This is a genomic window from Hydrogenophaga sp. (genome assembly GCF_025699295.1).
Lineage (GTDB): Bacteria > Pseudomonadota > Gammaproteobacteria > Burkholderiales > Burkholderiaceae_C > Hydrogenophaga.
In genome coordinates, this window is the sequence record NZ_JAILWB010000015.1 from 63,061 (window position 1) to 80,493 (window position 17,433).

The 17,433-nt window shown below is 68.3% G+C and carries 15 protein-coding genes; 3 read left to right on the top strand and 12 right to left on the bottom strand.

What is annotated here, in order from left to right; translation table 11 throughout:
- Positions 1 to 3: 3 nt before the first annotated feature.
- From K5880_RS16530 to K5880_RS16570, 9 genes are all read right to left on the bottom strand, one after another.
- Positions 4 to 882 carry a sugar phosphate isomerase/epimerase family protein gene (locus K5880_RS16530; protein WP_297654722.1) on the bottom strand — a complete coding sequence of 293 codons (879 nt, stop codon included), beginning with the start codon at positions 880 to 882 and terminating at the stop codon, positions 4 to 6.
- Positions 882 to 2,069 carry a dihydrodipicolinate synthase family protein gene (locus K5880_RS16535; RefSeq protein ID WP_297654724.1) on the bottom strand — a complete coding sequence of 396 codons (1,188 nt, stop codon included), beginning with the start codon at positions 2,067 to 2,069 and terminating at the stop codon, positions 882 to 884. The genes K5880_RS16530 and K5880_RS16535 overlap by 1 nt, the downstream gene beginning before the upstream one ends.
- Positions 2,070 to 2,073: 4 nt before the next feature.
- On the bottom strand, positions 2,074 to 3,237 hold the full coding sequence (locus K5880_RS16540) for a Gfo/Idh/MocA family oxidoreductase (RefSeq protein ID WP_297654728.1): 1,164 nt from the start codon (positions 3,235 to 3,237) through the stop codon (positions 2,074 to 2,076).
- 26 nt (positions 3,238 to 3,263) lie between these two features.
- A complete protein-coding gene (locus K5880_RS16545; protein WP_297654732.1) occupies positions 3,264 to 4,622 on the bottom strand; it encodes a hypothetical protein in 1,359 nt (452 codons plus the stop codon).
- Positions 4,619 to 5,449, bottom strand: a complete 831-nt coding sequence (locus K5880_RS16550) for a sugar phosphate isomerase/epimerase family protein (RefSeq protein WP_297654735.1) — start codon at positions 5,447 to 5,449, stop codon at positions 4,619 to 4,621. Before K5880_RS16550 ends, K5880_RS16545 begins: the two co-directional genes overlap by 4 nt.
- On the bottom strand, positions 5,446 to 6,945 hold the full coding sequence (locus K5880_RS16555; protein ID WP_297654738.1) for a tripartite tricarboxylate transporter permease: 1,500 nt from the start codon (positions 6,943 to 6,945) through the stop codon (positions 5,446 to 5,448). Before K5880_RS16555 ends, K5880_RS16550 begins: the two co-directional genes overlap by 4 nt.
- A gap of 22 nt (positions 6,946 to 6,967) precedes the next feature.
- Positions 6,968 to 7,456, bottom strand: a complete 489-nt coding sequence (locus K5880_RS16560; protein ID WP_297654740.1) for a tripartite tricarboxylate transporter TctB family protein — start codon at positions 7,454 to 7,456, stop codon at positions 6,968 to 6,970.
- A gap of 32 nt (positions 7,457 to 7,488) precedes the next feature.
- Positions 7,489 to 8,493: a tripartite tricarboxylate transporter substrate binding protein gene (locus tag K5880_RS16565; RefSeq protein WP_297654743.1), complete on the bottom strand. Its 1,005-nt coding sequence runs from the start codon at positions 8,491 to 8,493 to the stop codon at positions 7,489 to 7,491.
- Between the two features lie 78 nt (positions 8,494 to 8,571).
- Positions 8,572 to 9,222, bottom strand: a complete 651-nt coding sequence (locus K5880_RS16570; RefSeq protein ID WP_297654745.1) for a TetR/AcrR family transcriptional regulator — start codon at positions 9,220 to 9,222, stop codon at positions 8,572 to 8,574.
- A gap of 39 nt (positions 9,223 to 9,261) precedes the next feature.
- On the opposite strand from K5880_RS16570, the gene K5880_RS16575 reads away from it, so the two are divergent.
- The 3 genes from K5880_RS16575 to K5880_RS16585 all read left to right on the top strand — a co-directional run bounded on the left by K5880_RS16575 (position 9,262) and on the right by K5880_RS16585 (position 12,404).
- Positions 9,262 to 10,965 (top strand): thiamine pyrophosphate-binding protein, encoded by a 1,704-nt coding sequence (locus K5880_RS16575; protein ID WP_297654748.1) that lies wholly within the window; start codon positions 9,262 to 9,264, stop codon positions 10,963 to 10,965.
- Positions 10,966 to 11,051: 86 nt separating this feature from the next.
- Entirely contained in the window at positions 11,052 to 11,747 is a 696-nt protein-coding gene (locus K5880_RS16580; RefSeq protein ID WP_297654751.1) for a LuxR C-terminal-related transcriptional regulator, read from the top strand.
- Between the two features lie 6 nt (positions 11,748 to 11,753).
- Positions 11,754 to 12,404, top strand: coding sequence for a Crp/Fnr family transcriptional regulator (locus K5880_RS16585; protein ID WP_297654753.1), 651 nt, complete (start codon positions 11,754 to 11,756; stop codon positions 12,402 to 12,404).
- Between the two features lie 6 nt (positions 12,405 to 12,410).
- Here K5880_RS16585 and K5880_RS16590 read toward each other — a convergent pair whose 3' ends face one another.
- The 3 genes from K5880_RS16590 to K5880_RS16600 form a co-directional block, all read right to left on the bottom strand.
- Positions 12,411 to 14,345 (bottom strand): S8 family serine peptidase, encoded by a 1,935-nt coding sequence (locus K5880_RS16590; protein WP_297654756.1) that lies wholly within the window; start codon positions 14,343 to 14,345, stop codon positions 12,411 to 12,413.
- Positions 14,342 to 15,337: a PA-phosphatase gene (locus tag K5880_RS16595; protein WP_297654759.1), complete on the bottom strand. Its 996-nt coding sequence runs from the start codon at positions 15,335 to 15,337 to the stop codon at positions 14,342 to 14,344. Before K5880_RS16595 ends, K5880_RS16590 begins: the two co-directional genes overlap by 4 nt.
- Before the next feature lie 187 nt (positions 15,338 to 15,524).
- Positions 15,525 to 17,354 carry a tetratricopeptide repeat protein gene (locus tag K5880_RS16600; RefSeq protein ID WP_297654763.1) on the bottom strand — a complete coding sequence of 610 codons (1,830 nt, stop codon included), beginning with the start codon at positions 17,352 to 17,354 and terminating at the stop codon, positions 15,525 to 15,527.
- Positions 17,355 to 17,433: the final 79 nt, after the last annotated feature.

Consider the following 17,433-nt stretch of genomic DNA (forward strand, 5'->3'; position numbering starts at 1 on the left):
GCCTCACACCTTGCTGCGGTGCCGCTGAATGCAGGTCTGCAGAACCTCGTCGTGATCGCGCTTCCACCAGTTGCCGGTGGAAAAGATCTCCACCTCGCTGAAACCCGCGAAGCCCTGCGCTTCCACCCAGCCGCGGATGCACGGAATGTCGATCACGCCGTCGCCCATCATGCCGCGGTCGTTGAGCAGGTCGGTGGTGGGCGTGAGCCAGTCGCACACATGGAAGGCGAGCAGGCGGCTTTTTCCCGCGCGTTCAATCTGCGCCTGCAGCTTCGGGTCCCACCACACGTGGTACACGTCCACTGCCACACCCAACGCGCCGCTCTTCGTCGGGTCCAGTGCGTCACACACGTCCAGTGCCTGCTCCATCGTGTTGATGCAGGCGCGGTCGGCCGCGTACATGGGATGCAGGGGTTCGATGGCCAACGGCATGCCGGCGGCTTTGGCGTAGTCGAGCAGTTCGGCGATGCCTTCGCTGACCTGCTGGCGCGCGCGGCCGATGTCCTTGTGCGCGGCCTGACCCGCCAGCGCGCCGGGCAGTGCGCCCACCACGAGCACGAGGCAGGGCGCGCCGAGTTCGCAGGCCTCGTCCACCGCCCGGTGGTTGTCGTCGCGTGCGGCCCGCAGGCCGGCCGCGTCGGTGGCGGGAAACATGCCGCCGCGGCAATAGCCCGAGAGCTTCAGGCCCAGCGCCTTCACCTGCGCGGAGATGGTCTTCAGTCCCGCTGCGGCGACCTGGTCACGCCAGGGCGAGACCGCCGGGATGCCGTGGCGCGCGCAGGCATCGAGGATGTCGGGCAGCGGCAGATCCTGGCCCTGACTCCTGCGCACCGTGGCGGTGTTGATGGACAACCAGCGGTGGTCTTGCGAGAAATCGCGCATCAGGCCTCCACCCCATGCAGGGCCAGCAGGGTGCTCATGCGCCGCAGCGCCAGCTCCGGCTGCTCCAGCAGGTTGGCCGCGTCGGCCAGGCGGAACAGTTCGGCGAAGTGCGGCAGCGAACGCGTGCTCTGCTGGCCGCCGACCATGGTGAAGTGTGTCTGGTGGCCGTTGAGCCAGGCCATGAAGACCACGCCGGTCTTGTAGAAGCGCGTGGGCGCAGCGAAGATGTGGCGCGACAGCGGCACCGTGGGGCCAAGGATGTCGTGGAACTTCTGCAGGTTGCCCTGCGCGAGTTCGCCCAGCGCGGCGCTGGCGGCGGGCGCGATGGCGTCGAAGATGCCCAGCAGGGCGTCGCTCTGGCCGTGCGTGATCTCCTGGCCAAAGCCATCGCCGGCGATGAGTTCGGCGTAGTTGAAGTCGTCGCCGGTGTACATGCGCACGCGCGCTGGCAGGCGCCGGCGCATGGCGATCTCCTTGTCCTTGTCGAGCAGGGAGATCTTGATGCCGTCCACCTTGTCCGGGTGCGCGGCGATCACGGCCAGCGCGGTGTCCATGGCCTGGTCGACATCGTTGCTGCCCCAGTAGCCCTTGAGCGCCGGGTCGAACATGTCGCCCAGCCAGTGCAGCACCACCGGCTGCTTCGCCTGGCTCAGGATGCGGTCGTACACGCGTTCGTAGTCGGCCGGGCTCTTCGCCACGCGGGCCAGCGCGCGGCTGGCCATGACGATGAGCTTGCCGCCGAGTTTCTCGATCGCGGCCATCTGTTCCTCGTAGCCGGCAATGACCTCGTCGACCGTCCTCACGTTCTCCAGCACGAGGTGGTCGGTGCCGCAGCCCGAGGCCACCCGCGCGCCGGGCACGTCTTTCGCCGCGTCGAGCGAGCGGCGGATCAGCTCCAGCGAGGTGGGCCAGTCCAGGCCCATGCCGCGCTGCGCGGTGTCCATGGCCTCGGCCACGCCCAGGCCGAGCGACCACAGACGTTGCCGGTAGGCGATGGTCGCGTCCCAGTCCACCGCGCACTGCAGCCAGGGGTCGATGGCGGCGAGCGGGTCGGCCACCACGTGCGCGGCGGAATAGGCGATGCGGTTGAATGGCACGCCCCGCGCGGGCTTCACGGGGGTGGTGCCGCGCAGGGTGTAGGCCTCGATGCGGCCCGAGGCGGTGGGCAGTTTGAGAGAGAGCGCCATGTGTTCACACCTTCAGGGGTTGCACATCCACCCAGCGGCGTTCCTTCCAGCTCTCCAGCGCGGCCTCCACCAGCTGAACGCCCTTGGCGCCTTCGGGCAGCGTCCATTGGTAGGGTTCGTTCTCCACCACGTGCCGGATGAAGTGTTCCCACTGGATCTTGAAGCCGTTGTCGTACACCTGCGTGTCCGGCACGTCCTGCCACTGCTCGCCGAAATTCATGGTGTTCTTCACGTCCGGGTTCCACACCGGGCGCGGCGTGTTCACGCGGCTCTGCGCCTTGCAGCCGGTCAGCGTCGCCACGGCGGAGCCGTGCGTGCCGTCGACATGGAAGGTCACCAGGTCGTCGCGGTTCACGCGCGTGGCCCAGCTCATGTTGAGTTGTGCGATCACGTTCTCGCCGTTGTGGCCGGTGAGCTCGGCGGTGGCGTAGGCCGCGTCGTCCGCGGTGCATTCGTAGGGCTGGCCGGCCTCGTCCCAGCGCGTGGGGATGTGCGTGGTCCCGATGCAGGAGACCGACTTGACCTCGCCGAACAGGTTGTCCAGCACATAGCGCCAGTGGCACATCATGTCCAGGATCATGCCGCCGCCGTCTTCCTTGCGGTAGTTCCAGCTCGGGCGCTGGATGGGCTGCAGGTCGCCCTCGAACACCCAGTAGCCGAACTCCAGGCGCACGCTGAGCATGCGGCCGAAGAAGCCGGCGCGGCGCAGCATGTCGAGCTTGCGCAGGCCGGGCAGGAAGAGCTTGTCCTGCACGGCGCCGTGCTTGAGGCCCGACTTCTGGGCCAGGCGCGCGATCTCCACCGCTTCGTTGAGGTTGGTGGCGATCGGCTTTTCGCAGTAGACGTGCTTGCCCGCGCGGATGGCCTTGGCCAGCAGGGTGGGGCGCATCTGCGTGGTGCCGGCGTCGAAGAAGATCGTGTCTGCCTTGTTCGCGAGCGCGGCGTCCAGGTCGGTGCCCCAGCGCGCGATGCCATGGGCCTTGGCCAGCGCTTCCATCTTCTCGGCGTTGCGTCCGATCAGGATCGGGTCGGGCATGACCTTGTCGCCGTTGGACAGCGTCACGCCGCCTTGCGCACGGATGGCGCAGATCGAGCGGATCAGGTGCTGGTTCATGCCCATGCGCCCGGTCACGCCGTGCATGATGAGTCCGAGGGTCTGTGTTGCCATGTGGGTTCTCCGTGAAGGCAGGGGGTTCATTGAATGGGTTGCAGGCTGCGCCACTGCGGCGCCGCGGCCGACGCGAAGCCGGCGACATGCAGGGAAGTCAGGTCGAGCCGCCCGTGGCGTACTGCCAGATGCGGGCGGCCGGCGGTGTTGTCGTACAGGCTGGGGTGGGCATCGGCGAATGCCTGGGCCTCTTCGGCCGGCGCGGTGCCGAAGCCGTCCACATAGTGGTGGCCGTTGCGCTCGATGTGGCGCACGCCCAGGCTGGCGGCGAGCAGGGTGTCCTGCTGCACCGCCAGGCCGGCCTGGCAGGTGAGGTCCTCGCCCGAGAGCAGCAGGCGCGGGTCCTGGGCGATGCGGTGGGCGTTGCGCAGCGAGCGGTAGATGCCCTTGCAGGCCTTGCTGGAGATGCCGCGGTAGCCCAGGGCCAGCCCCTCGTCGAGCGCGCCGGGATGGTCGTCGGACTCGTCCAGGATCACCGGCACGCCGATGCCCAGCGACGCGATGGACTCGTGCAGCGCGACCGCGCGCGCCAGCGGCTGCTCCAGCAACAGCGTGCGGCGCAGCAGATCGGCCAGCGCGGGTGTGCCGAGCAGCGTCTGCCAGAAGCGGCCGAGGCTGGCCGCATCGGCGAAGGTCTCGTTGCCGTCGAGCGTGGCGCGGTAGTCGATGCCGAGCCCCTGCAGCAATCCGGCGATGCGCGTGAGGCGCTCCACATCGGCTTCGATCTGACCGCTCAGCTTGAGCTTGAAATGGTGCAGTCCGTGGCGGCGGATGGCCGCTTCGAGCGTGGCCGGCAGGCCGTCCTGCGGGTCGTTTCCGGGGTCGCTGTCGGTCAGGCGGTCGGCCAGGCCCACGGTGTGGCGCAGCACCACATGGGTCGGGCGCACCAGTTCAAGCCGCGTGCTCCACGGGTCGCCCAGCGCGCCGGCGCGCAGGCCTTCCACCCAGGGCAGGCCTGCGGCGCGCAGCGCGGCGTCGGCCACGGCTTTGTCGAGCAGGGCCGGACCGAACTGAGCGGCCAGGCGTGGCAGGCCGCGCGCGAGCGAGACGGCGATGGCCGCGTCGCCGGCGGTCTGCGCGTGCGCGTGCGGACTCAGCGCGTCCTGGCTGGCCAGCAAGGCATCGCGTGCGTTGCGCAGCGACTCGCGCAACTGCTCGAAATTCTGTTCGTGCGTGAGCGCGGGCGTCTTGTCGAACCACTTGGGCACCATCAACTCGGCGCTCGCGCCTTCCACGAGACGACCCTGCACCTCGGCGCGCACCTGCACGAAGGCCTGGGGGCACTGCGTGACGGTGGCGGCGCCGAAGCGGAACGGCAGGCGCAGGGTCACGGGGCGCTGGAACAGCTGCACCTCGTGGATGTGCAGGGTGACGGGCGCGCTCATGACAGGGTCCTCCAGAGTTCGCGCAGGTGCAGGGCAGAGGCCTCCGCGCAGCCCGGGCCGTCGGGCACGTACTCGAACGGTTCCACCGCCACCCATCCTGCGTAGTCCATGTCCTTGAGGACCTGCAGCACCGGGCGCTGGTCGGTCTCACCCTGGCCGGGGCCGCGGCGGTTGCGGTCGTTGAGCTGCACATGGGCGATGTGGCCACTGGCCAGGAAGCGGTGCAGGACCTCTTGCACCGGCTCGCTTTCGCTGTGCGAGGCCGCGCTCACGTCGAGCATGGTGCGGATGGCAGGCGAGCCGATGCGGTCCACCAGCGCGGCGGCTTCGGCCACGGTGTTGATCACCGGGGTTTCGAACGGCCCGAGAGGCTCAAGGCAGTAGACGACACCTGCTGCGGCCGCATGCGGCGCCAGTTCGGCCAGCGCGGCTTCCAGCCGCGCGGTGGCGTCGGCCACGCTCTGGCCCGGTGCGGGCGAGCGCTGCGCGGGCGAGCCGTGCACCAGCACGCCGGCCTCGCACGCGGCGGCGAAATCGATCAGCCGGCGCAGCAGGTCGAGCGTGCGGCCGCGCTGCGCGGCGTCGTCCGTCACCAGCGACAGGCCCTCGGGTTTGACCAGCAACCAGTGCAGGCTGGAGATGCGCAGCCCGCGCGCCAGCGCCGTGGCGCGCACACCGCGGGCGGTGGCGCCGTCGAGCGTGAACGGGTCGTCCGCCAGCGTGAAGGGTGCGATCTCCAGTGCGTCGTAGCCCATGCGGGCGGCGGCATCGCACTGCTCGGCCAGCGGCAGTGGTCGCAGCACCTCGTTGCACAGGGACAGTCTCATGCTTTGGCCTCGCGCCGTGCGGGGCGGATGTACAGGCTCCAGAGCTTCCAGCCCACGGTGGCGAAGATCAGCGCGGCGACCGTACCCGCGATCGGGCGGGTGAAGAAGGGCGTGAGGTCGCCGTCGGAGAGGATCAGCGCGCGGCGCAGGTTCTTCTCCAGCAGGTCGCCGAGCACGATGCCCAGCACCAGTGGCGCCATGGGATAGCCGAAGTGGCGCAGGAAGAAGCCGATCAGGCCGAAGGCCAGCATGACGTAGACGTCGAACAGGCGGCCCGAGATGGCGAAGCTGCCGACCGCGCAGAGCACGAAGATGATGGGCACGATCAGATGCTGCGGCACGCGCAGCACCTGCACCAGCGCCTTGGTGAGCACCAGGCCGTAGATCAGGATGCCGATGGTGGCGAACAGCATCATGGCCACCACGTCGTACACGAAGGACGGGTTCTCCACCATGATCAGCGGGCCCGGCTTGATGCCGTGGATGATCATGGCCGCCATCAGCACGGCCGCCGGTGCCGAGCCGGGAATGGCCAGCGTGAGCACGGGGATCATGGCGCCGGGCACACAGGCGTTGTCACCGGTTTCGGCCGCCATCAGGCCTTCAACCGAACCCTTGCCGAACTGTTCCTTTTCCTTGCTCGCGCGCTTGGCGGCGGCGTAGGACGACCAGGCCGCCACATCCTCGCCCACGCCGGGCACGATGCCCACGCCGGTGCCGATGAGGCCGGAGCGGATGATGGTGCGCCAGTACTGGAGCACGTCGCGCAGTTTCGGAATCACGGTGTCGAAGGCGCTGATCGTCACCGGCGCCTGGCGCCGGCGCATCGCGGTGAGCAACTCGGCGAAGCCGAAGGCGCCCACCAGCGCGGGCACGAGCTGGATGCCTCCGGCCAGATCGCGCACGCCCCAGGCAAAGCGCTCGAAACCGTACTGGGGCTCCTGGCCGATGGTGGCGATGAACAGGCCCGCGATGCCGGCGATCCAGCCCTTGAGCGGATCGTCGCCGGTGAGCGTGCCGGCAATGATCACGCCGAAGAGCGCGAGCCAGAAAAATTCATAGGCGCCGAACTTCAATGCCATGCCGCCGAGCACGGGCGTGAAGGTGGCGAGGAAAAACATGCCGATCAGCGTGCCCAGGACCGAACCGGTGGTGGCGATGCCCATGGCACGTCCCGCCATGCCCTGGCGCGCGAGCTGGTAGCCGTCGAGGCAGGCCGCCGCCGAGGCGGGCGTGCCCGGGATGTTGAGCAGGATGGCCGAGCGGGAGCCGCCGTAGATCGAACCCACGTAGGTGCAGATCAGGATCAGCAGCGCCTGGCTCGGCGGCAGCTTGAGCGTGAGCGTGGTCATCAGCGCCAGCGCCATCGTGGCGGTGAGGCCGGGCAGGGCGCCCATGATCACGCCGACCAGCGAGGCCAGCAGCGCGTAGGCGATGACCTCGGGCGTGCCGAAGCGAACGATGGATTGGCCGAAGAGAAGCAGTCCGTCAAACATGGCAGGGGGAACTCGGGCGGGCTCAGGGAAGACGGACCAGGAACACGTACTGGAACACGAGGGTGACTACTGCGGAGGTCAGCACTCCCGCCGCCACGGACACCACCAGGCGACGGCCGCGCGCAGCGTCTTCAGGGGAAAACAGCCACACGAAAGCCGTGACGAACAGCGCCGTCATCAGCCAGAACGGCGCGCGCCCGATCAGCAGGCCGGCGTACACCAGCGTGAGCAGCAGCATGATGCCGATGCGGCGGTTGATCGGCGGCTCGGTGGCATGCCCGTCGTGCCCCGCGGCAGCCCGCCGCCAGCCGCGCAACATCAGCACGACACCCAGCAGTGCCACCACGCCGCCCAGCATGCCGGGCACGAAGCCCGGCATGGTGTAGAGCTCGGCGCCCATGGACTCGAAGCGCTCCATGCGCCAGGATTCCCCCACGATCAACAGGCCAAAGCCTGCCCACCCCGCACCGCCCCAGAGGTCGGAGCGGGCGGATTTTCCGCCCTCGGTCATGGTGTGTGTTCCGTCGTCGTGCGTGGTGAAGCTCAGGGCTTGGGGATGCCCACGGTGTCGGGCGACACCTTGGCCTTGCCGGCGGCCTGCTGCGTCCAGGCGTAGGACTGGATCGCCGGGAACACCGCTTTCTGGGCCTCTTCACCGGCCATTGGCGCAAACATGGCGCCACGCGACTGCGCGTACTTCTTCAGCGCCTCGCTCTTGACCATCTCGGTGGTCCAGATCTTGTTCAGCGTGGCGGACACTTCCGCGGGGACGCCCTTGGGCACGAAGATGCCGAAGTAGTTGATCGGGTCCTTGTAGCCCGGAATGAACTGCGACAGCGGCGGGATGGTGCCGTAGCCCTCGATCTCGATCGACTTGTCGCCCACCACCGCCAGCGGACGGATCTTCTTGGCGCGGATCATGTCGGTCTGCTCGGCCGCGAGCTGCGTCGTCACCTGGGTTTCGCCCGAGGCGGCAGCCACGGCGGCGGGGGCGCCACCGTCGTAGGTCACGTGCTTGTAGGTCACGCCAGCCGCGCGGGAGAGCGACTCGATGGCCGAATGCCCGCTGGAGTTCACGCCGGCGGTGGCCACCGAGATCGAGCCCGGGTTGGCCTTCATCGCGGCCAGCAGCTCCGGCATGGTCTTGTAGGGCGTGTCGGCATTCACGCCGACGACGGCGATGTGGGCCACGTTCAGGTACAGGTTCCAGTCGCTGGCCGAGGTGTCGAGCATGCCCAGCACCTTGTAGGTGCCCAGATCCTTGGCGCCACCGGCGGTCCAGGTGTAGCCGTCGGCCGGTGCGGCCATGGCGTTCTTGGTGCCCACGGAGCCGGATGCACCTGGCTGATTCATGATCACGATCTTCTGGCCGAGGTGCTTCTCCAGCTCGGCCGCGGTGACGCGCGAGACCTGGTCGGTCGAGCCGCCGGGGGCCCAGGGCACGATCAGGGTGATGGGGCGGTCGGGCTTCCACTGCGCCATGGCGCTGACCGAGGCAGCCGCGAGCACGGCGGTGACAAGAAGTTGGCGAACGGGAACGGATTTCATCTGTTGTCTCCAAGGGGTTAATTCACCGAGCGGTTAATAATAGGAATCGCCCGGGCCAGCGTCAAGCTGTGGCACCGCTCAGTTCATCAGTACATACCCTAGGATCACGTCGCACATGTGCGAGAGCCGTTCGCTGTGCGCCTTGGGGGTCATCAGGTCGCGCCCGAAGATGGCCGAGAGCGTGTGGTTGTTCGACAGGTAGAAGTACGACAGGCCGGCGATCGACACGTAGAGCTGCAGCGGATCGACGCCGCCGCGAAAGCTGCCATCGGCGCGGCCTCGTTCGAGGATTTCACCCAGCGTGGCGATCAGCGGCGAGTTGAGCTGGCGTGCCCGTTCGGACTGCGCGAGATGCCGCGCGCGGTGCAGGTTGGCGCTGTTGAGCAGGGTGAGGAACTCCGGGTGCTCCAGGTAGTAGTTCCAGGTGAACTCGACCAGCCGGCGCAGCGCGGTGGCGGGCTTGAGGTGCAGCAGGTTGAGCTTGCGTTCTTCCTCGCGGATGTGGCGGTAGACCTGTTCCAGGACGGCCTGGAACAGCTTCTCCTTGTCCTCGAAGTAGTAGTAGATCAGGCGCTTGTTCAGGCCCGCGCGCTCGGCGATGCGGTCCATGCGCGCACCCCCCAGGCCGTGCTCGGCGAACTCGTCGCGGGCCGCATTCAGGATGGTATTCTGCGAGCGGTCGGCGTCGCGCAGGCGCTCTTCCGCGGCGGGTGTGGGTGTGCTGCTCATGCCGCAATAATTCTCTAGTTGGTTAATAAAGTCAAATCCATGCCCCAGATCGCCGGCCACCTTCTCGTGCAATGCCTGATCACCCAGGGCGTGACCCACGCCTTCGGCGTGCCCGGTGAAAGTTACCTCGCCGTGCTCGACGGCTTTCATGCCCACGCCGATCGCATCCGCTTCGTGACCAACCGCCAGGAAGGGGGCGCCGCCTTCATGGCCGAGGCCCAGGGCAAGCTCACCGGACGCCCCGGCGTGTGCTTCGTGACGCGCGGCCCCGGTGCGACCAATGCTTCCATCGGCCTGCACACCGCGTTCCAGGATTCGACCCCGATGGTGCTCTTCGTGGGTGACGTGGCCAGCGACGCGCGCGACCGCGAGGCCTTCCAGGAAGTGGACTATGCCGCGTTCTTCGGCCCATCCACCAAGGGCATGGCCAAGCGCGTGGAACGCATCGACGATGCCCGCCGCATTCCGGAATACGTGGCGCGCGCCTTCGCCACCGCCATGAACGGCCGCCCAGGCCCGGTGGTGCTGGTGCTGCCCGAGGACATGCTCACGCAGCAGGTGGACGCCGAGCCGCTGCCGCGCGTGGAGCCGGTGCAGGCCTGGAGCGACCCGGGTGCGCTGCGCGAGTTGCGCACGCTGCTGCTGGCGAGCGAGCGCCCGCTGGTGATCGCTGGTGGCGGTGGCTGGACGCCTCAGTCCGCAGCCGCGCTGCAGCGTTTCGCGGAGAACTGGCAATTGCCGGTGACCAACGCCTTTCGCTTCCAGGACTGTTTCGACAACCACCACCCGCTGTACGCCGGCGATGTGGGGCTGGGCATCAACCCGGCGCTGGCGCGGCGCGTGCGCGAGTGCGACCTGCTGATCGCCATGGGGCCGCGCCTGGGCGAATCCACCACCGGCGGCTACACGCTGATCGAGGCGCCGCTGCCGACACAGAAGCTGGTGCACATCCACGCCAGCGCCGAGGAACTGGGCCGCGTGTACCAGCCCACGCTGGCGATCAACGCCACGATGAACGCGGCGGCCCGCAGCCTGGAAGTGCTCACCGCACCTCCCGTTGTGAAGTGGGCGGATTGGTCGCAGGCTTGCCACGCGGACTACCTTGCCAACATCGACCCTGCCAACGGCGGCATCACCTTGCCCGGCACCATCGACATGCCGGCCATCATCCACACCCTGCAGAAACACCTGCCAGCCGATGCCGTGCTCACCAACGGTGCGGGCAATTTCGCGAGCTGGCTGCACCGCTTCTTTCGCTACCACGGCCTGGCCAAGGGCCACAAGACCCAGCTTGCGCCCACCAATGGCGCCATGGGCTATGGCGTGCCGGCGGGCATCGGCGCGGCCATCCTCACCGGGCGCACCGCATTCACCATCGCCGGCGACGGCGACTTCCTCATGAACGGTCAGGAACTGGCCACGGCGGTGCAGCACGGTTCGAAGAGCATCGTGCTGCTGCTCAACAACGGCAGCTTCGGCACCATCCGCATGCACCAGGAGCGCGAGTACCCTGCGCACGTGAGCGGTTCGGGCCTGTCCAACCCCGACTTCTGCGCGCTCGCCCGCGCCTACGGCTATGCGGCCGAGCGCATCACCCACACGGCAGAGTTCGAACCTGCCCTGCAGCGCGCCCTGGCCGCTCCCACGGGCACCGTGATCGAGGTGCTGCTCGACGTCGACGTGATCACCACGCGCGGCACGCTCGGCGCGATCCGGCAGGCCGCCCAGCGCGCACAGATGTAAAAAAGTCACAAGATCCGCGGCACCCACGCACAACCCGCTGAGGGGGCTGCTGCCTAGACTGGCTCATCCATCTACAGGGGTTGGTCATGTGGCAAGCAACAGATACGGCGTGGAGCGGCGGCACCGAGCTGGCTGGCGGTGCGGGCGTGCACGCGGGCCTCGGGCAGCAACACCTCATGCGGGTGTTCGACGAGATCGACTACGGCATGCTCATCATCGATGCGCAGGGCCGTATCCTGCACGCCAACCACCTGGCGCGGCACGAACTGGCCGCCGGCCGGGTCATCATGTCCTACGGCAACAGCCTGCTGGGCAGCAACGCCGAGCACACCTCGAGGATCCAGCAGGCCATGGAGTCGTCTTTCCGAGGGCAGCGCAAGCTGTTGATGATGTCGGCCGGCGACAAGGAGCTTGCGCTGGCGTTCACGCCCCTGAGCCACCCGCTGGAAGCCGATGCACCGTCGGTGCTGGTGCTGCTGTCGCGCCAGAACACCTGCGACAACCTGGCCGTGCGCATGTTCGCCCGCGCCCTCAACCTCAGCCCGAGCGAGGAGTCCGTGCTGATGGGCCTGTGCCGCGGGCTGGCCATTGCCGAGATCGCCGAACAGCATGGCGTGGCCGAGTCCACGGTGCGCAGCCAGATCAAGACCTTGCGCGAAAAAGCCGGCGCGCCCAGCATCCGCAGCCTGCTGCATCGGGTCAACAGCCTGCCACCGGTGGTGCCTGCCTTGCGCATCATCACGCCGATGCCGCACAATGCCACGGAGTTTTCCCACCCGTGAGCATGGATGCCCGCCTCTGCCGTTCCCCTCGTCAGTTCCCCCACCAACCACCACATTGAAGCGCTCGCGGCCCTCGGGGTATCGCGCCGGTACCGGCGCGGCGCGTTGCTGATCCAGGAAGGCGACACCGGCGACACGCTTTTCATCGTGTTGCAGGGTCGCCTGCGCGCCTTCGTGGCCGACAACCATGGGCGCGAGCTCACGCTGGGCATGTACGGCCCACTCGAATACGTGGGTGAAATGTCGCTCGATGGCGGGCCACGATCGGCCAATGTGGAGGCTGCCGAGGCCTGCACCTGCTCGGTGGTCTCGCGCGCCACGCTGCTCGACTACATTGCCGCGCACCCCGAGTTCGCGCTGGAACTCATGGCCCGGTTGATCCGGCGCGCGCGCCTGGCCACCGACAGCGCGCGCAGCGTGGCCCTGATCGACGTCTACGGCCGGCTGGTGCGCCTGCTCAACGAGATGGCGATGGCGCCTGACGCGCAGGGCGAGCGCCCGCTGAAGGAGCGCGTGACCCACCAGCAACTGGCGCAGCACCTGGCCTGCTCGCGCGAGATGGTCAGCCGCCTGCTCAAGGACCTGGAAACCGGCGGCTACATCGCCGTGCGCGAGCGCTGGATCGTGCTGCGCAAGCCGCTGCCCGCGCGCTGGTGAGCCCCATCAGGCCTGGTTGATCAGCTCGCGCGCCTGCACTGGCGCGGCCGAACTGGTGCCGGCCAGCCGCACCACGCTGCCACTGCGGCTGCCCGCGCCGAGCACCCCCCACAGGGCAGGGTTGTCGTCGCAGGGTTTGAGCGTCTCGGGCACCTTCTTCACGCCGGGGCGCTGTGGCCGGCCTGCATCCGGGTCCGGCTTGCGTGGCGAGTACAGCGCGAAGAGCCCACCGGCCGAGGGGTGGTGGCGCAGGCCGCCCACGCTCACCGTGTGCTGCCCGGTCGAGAGGCTGTTGAAGGTGCCGCTGCGCCGGATCGGGGTCGGGTTGTCGGCATGGTCCACGAACGCACCGAGGTTGCCGCTGGTGTCGTAGTCCCGGTCTTCCAGGTACGACTGGCGTGCGCCCGTGTTCTGGCCGATCGCCACGTCGTCGCGCTCGATGTAGGCGTCGAACAGCGTGGGCGTGGCGCCGGTGTTGGTGAGCGTGACCGTCCACGAGCCAAAAGGCGCGGTGGCCACCGAGGCCTGGCGGCTGAACGTAGGCGCGATCGCCAACAGGGCGCAGGTGCCGTGGCTGCCAAGCGCGCTGGACGTGGGGTAGATCAGCCCGCACATCGGCGCGCCCTGCGCGTCGTTCCACAGGCCCGCCTGGCCCATGGGCATGGCGGGCAGCGGTTGCGCATGGTTCGGTGGCGTCACGCTGATGCGAACGTCCTGAGCGTCATCGGGCAGCCAGATTTCCAGGTAGCTCTCGGTGCGGTCGTCGGGCTGCACACGCCAGTGCAGCGTCACCGATCCTCCAGGAGGCAGTGTGGCGTTGGCATGGGTGCGGCTCTGGTAGGCGTTGCCGGCGGGCACGGCGATCTGCAATTGGCCGCTGTACAGCGCGATCAACTGGTCCATCGCCGCTTCGAGGACCGAGGTGCCATCGTGTGGGCCGGCCAGCGTGCCCCAGCTGATGTTCACCACCACATTGGCGCTGGGTGCGCAGCGCGCGAGGATGTACATCAGCCCGTCGAGCACGCTCACATTCATCGCGCCGCCCGAGGTGTCGAGCACGTTGGACCAGTCGAGCTGCACGGCCACCAGGTCGCAGTGGCTGGCGGTGTCGTCCTTGGGGTCGAGCAGGTTGCCCTTGCCGCAGGCCAGGCTCATCACGTGCGTGCCGTGGTTCACCGGGCGGCTGAGGTCCCAGAGTTGCAGGTACTGGTAGAGCGCGTCCTCGTCCAGCCGGCCGTGGTGCGTGTGATCGGCCATGGCCGCGTCGATCGCGGCGCCCGAGAGTTCGTGGCCGTAACCCATGTCGTGCGGTGTGGGCCCGGCGCGTGCGGGGTCGAGTGGCACGGGGTGCCGAGGCTGGTTGCCGGGCCAGTTGCCGTTCTGGTATTCGTCCTGGCGCCAGAAATGCTTCACGCGCGCGCGGCCTTGCGCGTTCAGGAACTGGTCGTTGGCAAACGCCAGGCCACCATCGATCAGCCCGAGCACCTTGCCCCCGAGCAAGCCAGGCGCGGGCGCGGGCCCACTGCCGGGCGTGCAGGGGTCGACCAGCGCATGCGTGTGGTGGCCCACGGGCAGGCCGAGTTCGAAGCGCTGGATCAGACCGCGCAGGTGCGCGTCGCTGCGCAGCTTGTCGAAGAACTTTTTCTTCACGCGCGCGCTGCAGAACCGCAGACCGGGCACGTTGAGGTAGACGCGCGGAATCTGCAGCCAGGCGGTGGACGAGGCATCCACCAGCGCCGGCACATCGGCGCCCGCGCTGAGTTCGATCACGATCGGCAGCCACTTCGGCAGCTTCCTGCCGCGCTTGAAGTGGTAGCCCGCGAAATGGTCCGCCTCGGCCCAGATCAGGTAAGGGTCTTCGCCGTTGATGGCACCGGGTGCGTTCCAGTGAATGCCGGTGAAGGCGCCGGTGGGCAGCGGCGACCAGGTACCGCCGCTCATGCCCACTCCTTGAGCGCTTCCTCCCAGAGCCAGTTGAGCAGCGGTGCGTTGCCCACGCCGGTGGAGCTGGCCGAGCGCGTGTACGCGTGGCCGCTCGTGTGGTCCATCGACTGGTGCAGGCTGAAATCCAGCGGCTCACCGTTGGGGCCTTCGAACAGCCGGCCGTCGAAGCCGCGTTCGTGCACGCGTGTGCCGGTGGCGCGCGCCACCAGGAATTCGGCCAGTGCGGTGCCCAGCAGTCGCCCGCAGGCACTGTCGACGGGATAGTGCACGCCAGCGACCACACGGTTGGTGGCAATGCGCGCGGCCAGGCGTTGCAGCTGTTCGCGGCTTTGTGTGCCATTGGGTGGCGAGCCGGCGCCGGGCGCGGCATTGAGCAGCGCTTCGAGCAGCATCGCCACGGCAAAGGCCTCGGTGGCGTGGCCGCTGGGCCAGCTGCCGTGCCCTGGCGTCTCGATCATGGGCTGGATCTGCGGCGACAAGGCCACCGGGCGGAGGCTGGCGAAGATGTGCTTGAAGCGCATCTCCACATGCACGCACAGCGAGAACATCAGGTCGATCAGCTGCAGCGTCTTCTTGTGGCGGTGGGCGGTGAGGCCGACCATGGACGACCAGAACTCGATGGACGGCCCCAGCTGGGCCACCGTCTCGGCGGTACGGTCGGCGCGCAGGTCCGCGTAGGCGGCCACCAGGTCGAGCTGTTTCTTGAACTGCGCCTTGGTGGGCGCGCGCAGGCGCACCAGCGGCTTGCGCTGGATGTTGTTCGATTGCAGGTTGGCGAACTCCAGCGCCGCCTGTTTGGTGCCGCTGTTGCTGCGGAACAGCAGGCCTTCGACGAGCTGCGTGAAGCAGGCCTCCAGGCGCGGACCGTCGGCCCAGAGAGCCAGGTTGGCCGGTTTGTCGAAGCCGGGTTCGTTCACGTGCAGGGATGCGCCGGTGAACGGGCCGACGATGGCGGCGCGGCTGAGGATCAGGGCATCGGCCGACACCATGGCACCGCCACTTGCTCCACCGCTTGCGCCTCCACTCGCGCCCCCACTCGCTCCACCGCTTGCTCCTCCACTCGCGCCTCCACTTGCGCCTCCACTCGCGCCTCCACTCGCGCCTCCACTCGCGCCTCCACTCGCGCCTCCACTTGCTCCACCGCTCATGTTGTTTCCTCCTGTTGACGGGTTGAGTTCAATGCTGGCGCAGCCCCAGCTCCGCGAAAACCTTTGCACCGCGCTGTCGCAGTCGACTGTGGCTGCCAGCAGCCGTGTACTTCGTCAATGTGAGATCGGGCTGCAGGGCCAGGATCAGGTCATACGTCTCGCGCGCCTCTTTCGCCTGTCCGAGCTCGTACTGGGCAATCAGCATGGCCCGCAGAGTCGGCAGGTGGTAGCGGTTCTTGGCCAGGGAGGAGCGGCACAGCGCCACGGCCTCGTCCAGTCGTCCCATGGCCAGATAGCTGTTGGCCAGCATCATTTCGAAGTAGTACTTCTGCGGGTCCAGTGGCGAGAGGTGCAGGGCGTTCTCGGCCTCGGTCATCGAGTCTTCGGGCGTGCCCCACATCGTCGACCACACGCTGTTGTACAGCCAGGCCATCGGATCGTTCGGATTGCTCTGCGTGGCTTCCTGCAGCAGGCGGTGCGACGCGTCCACATCCTCCCCCAGGTGGCACAGCGCATGCCCCTTGATGGCCATGGCCAGCGAGCTCGCGGGCTCCAGGTCGAGCGCGCGGTCGGCGGTGTCGATGGCGCGCTGGAAGTCGCGCGCAGGTTCGCCCGAGAGGCCCTGCACCACCTGCATGATGTGCCACTTGGCCAGCCAGGCCCAGGGCGTGGCCACGCGCTTGTGGCGCGCCACCACGGCTTCGAGCAACTGGTGGCTGCGCTGCAGGTCGCGCGGTGTGGACCGGTGCATGAGCGTGATGCCGCCGAGCATGAGCGCGTTGCTGTCGAGCTGGGGCACGGGCAGCACCAGAGTGCGCTGCACCACGTCGTTGAGCAGGGCCTTGGCGCAGGCCGAACACAGCGCGTCGAGCAGGCTGCTCTGGGCTTCGAGCAGGTCGCGCGTGTCGCCGGTGAGGCGCTCGGCCCAGATCACTTCGCCGCGCTTGCGGTCGGACAGCTCGGCCATGATGACGACCTTGTCGCCGTAGGTCACGTAGCTGCCGCCCAGCACGAAGGTCGCGTCCAGGTGCTGGCCGATCTGGTCGGCGCTGCTCTTGCGGCCGCGGAACGCGGTGGTGGACATGCGCGAGATCACGCGCAGGTTCTGGCTGCGCGAGAGCTGGGCAATCACGCCGTCGGCGATCAGCTCGCCGATGACGAACTGTTCTGCCGCGTGGCTGCGGGTCTCGAACGGCACGACGGCGATCGCCGGGCGGAAATCGGTGGCGGGGCCTTCGGGCACGCGTGGGCGCGCGGCAGCCGACGTTCCGGACACCGGGTACAGCATCCAGGTGCGCACCGGCTCGGGCCAGTGCTTGAGGTAGCTCTCGCCGCGGTCTTCCACCTCGGCGTCGACACCGACCACGATGCCGTCGAACACGCTGGTGGTGACCAGGGTCTCGCCGGGCGATGCAAGGTCGGCCACACGCGCCGCCAGGTTCACGCCGTGGCCGTACACGTCGTTCTCGTCCACGTACAGGTTCGTGGCGTTGAGCCCGGCGCGCAGGTGGAGCTGCTGTGCGGGGGGCAGGGTCTGGTTGAGCGGGTCGAAGTACTTGTGCAGGGCCAGCGCGGCTTGCACGGCCTCGGTGGGCTGGTCGAACTCGGCGAGCAGACCGTCGCCCAGGCTCTTGACGAGGCGGCCGCGGCACGTGGGCAGGACTTGCGAGGTGGCGTGGTGTATGAAGCCGCGCCACTGGTTGACCACGGCGGCTTCGTTGGCGGCCATGAGCCGCACGGACTCGACCAGGTCGATCACCAGCACCACCTTGTGCCGCTGCTGGGGCAGCGGCATGGCCGACAGGACGTCCTGCTGCGCAGGTTCTGCGGTGTCGGTCGGTTGGGGGCTGACGGTCATGCCTGGGGGGGTATCAAAAGGTTGTTGCAGATTTTCACATGTCTGGCGCGAAACCGGGCCACAGGGCAGCGCAAAAACG

Excerpts from the sequence above, each read along its gene's own strand:
- K5880_RS16530 (WP_297654722.1), bottom strand. The coding sequence starts at position 882 with ATGCGCGATTTCTCGCAAGACCACCGCTGGTTGTCCATCAACACCGCC.
- K5880_RS16535 (WP_297654724.1), bottom strand. The coding sequence starts at position 2,069 with ATGGCGCTCTCTCTCAAACTGCCCACCGCCTCGGGCCGCATCGAGGCC.
- K5880_RS16540 (WP_297654728.1), bottom strand. The coding sequence starts at position 3,237 with ATGGCAACACAGACCCTCGGACTCATCATGCACGGCGTGACCGGGCGC.
- K5880_RS16545 (WP_297654732.1), bottom strand. The coding sequence starts at position 4,622 with ATGAGCGCGCCCGTCACCCTGCACATCCACGAGGTGCAGCTGTTCCAG.
- K5880_RS16550 (WP_297654735.1), bottom strand. The coding sequence starts at position 5,449 with ATGAGACTGTCCCTGTGCAACGAGGTGCTGCGACCACTGCCGCTGGCC.
- K5880_RS16555 (WP_297654738.1), bottom strand. The coding sequence starts at position 6,945 with ATGTTTGACGGACTGCTTCTCTTCGGCCAATCCATCGTTCGCTTCGGC.
- K5880_RS16560 (WP_297654740.1), bottom strand. The coding sequence starts at position 7,456 with ATGACCGAGGGCGGAAAATCCGCCCGCTCCGACCTCTGGGGCGGTGCG.
- K5880_RS16565 (WP_297654743.1), bottom strand. The coding sequence starts at position 8,493 with ATGAAATCCGTTCCCGTTCGCCAACTTCTTGTCACCGCCGTGCTCGCG.
- K5880_RS16570 (WP_297654745.1), bottom strand. The coding sequence starts at position 9,222 with ATGAGCAGCACACCCACACCCGCCGCGGAAGAGCGCCTGCGCGACGCC.
- K5880_RS16575 (WP_297654748.1), top strand. The coding sequence starts at position 9,262 with ATGCCCCAGATCGCCGGCCACCTTCTCGTGCAATGCCTGATCACCCAG.
- K5880_RS16580 (WP_297654751.1), top strand. The coding sequence starts at position 11,052 with ATGTGGCAAGCAACAGATACGGCGTGGAGCGGCGGCACCGAGCTGGCT.
- K5880_RS16585 (WP_297654753.1), top strand. The coding sequence starts at position 11,754 with ATGCCCGCCTCTGCCGTTCCCCTCGTCAGTTCCCCCACCAACCACCAC.
- K5880_RS16590 (WP_297654756.1), bottom strand. The coding sequence starts at position 14,345 with ATGAGCGGCGGTACCTGGTCGCCGCTGCCCACCGGCGCCTTCACCGGC.
- K5880_RS16595 (WP_297654759.1), bottom strand. The coding sequence starts at position 15,337 with ATGGTGTCGGCCGATGCCCTGATCCTCAGCCGCGCCGCCATCGTCGGC.
- K5880_RS16600 (WP_297654763.1), bottom strand. The coding sequence starts at position 17,354 with ATGACCGTCAGCCCCCAACCGACCGACACCGCAGAACCTGCGCAGCAG.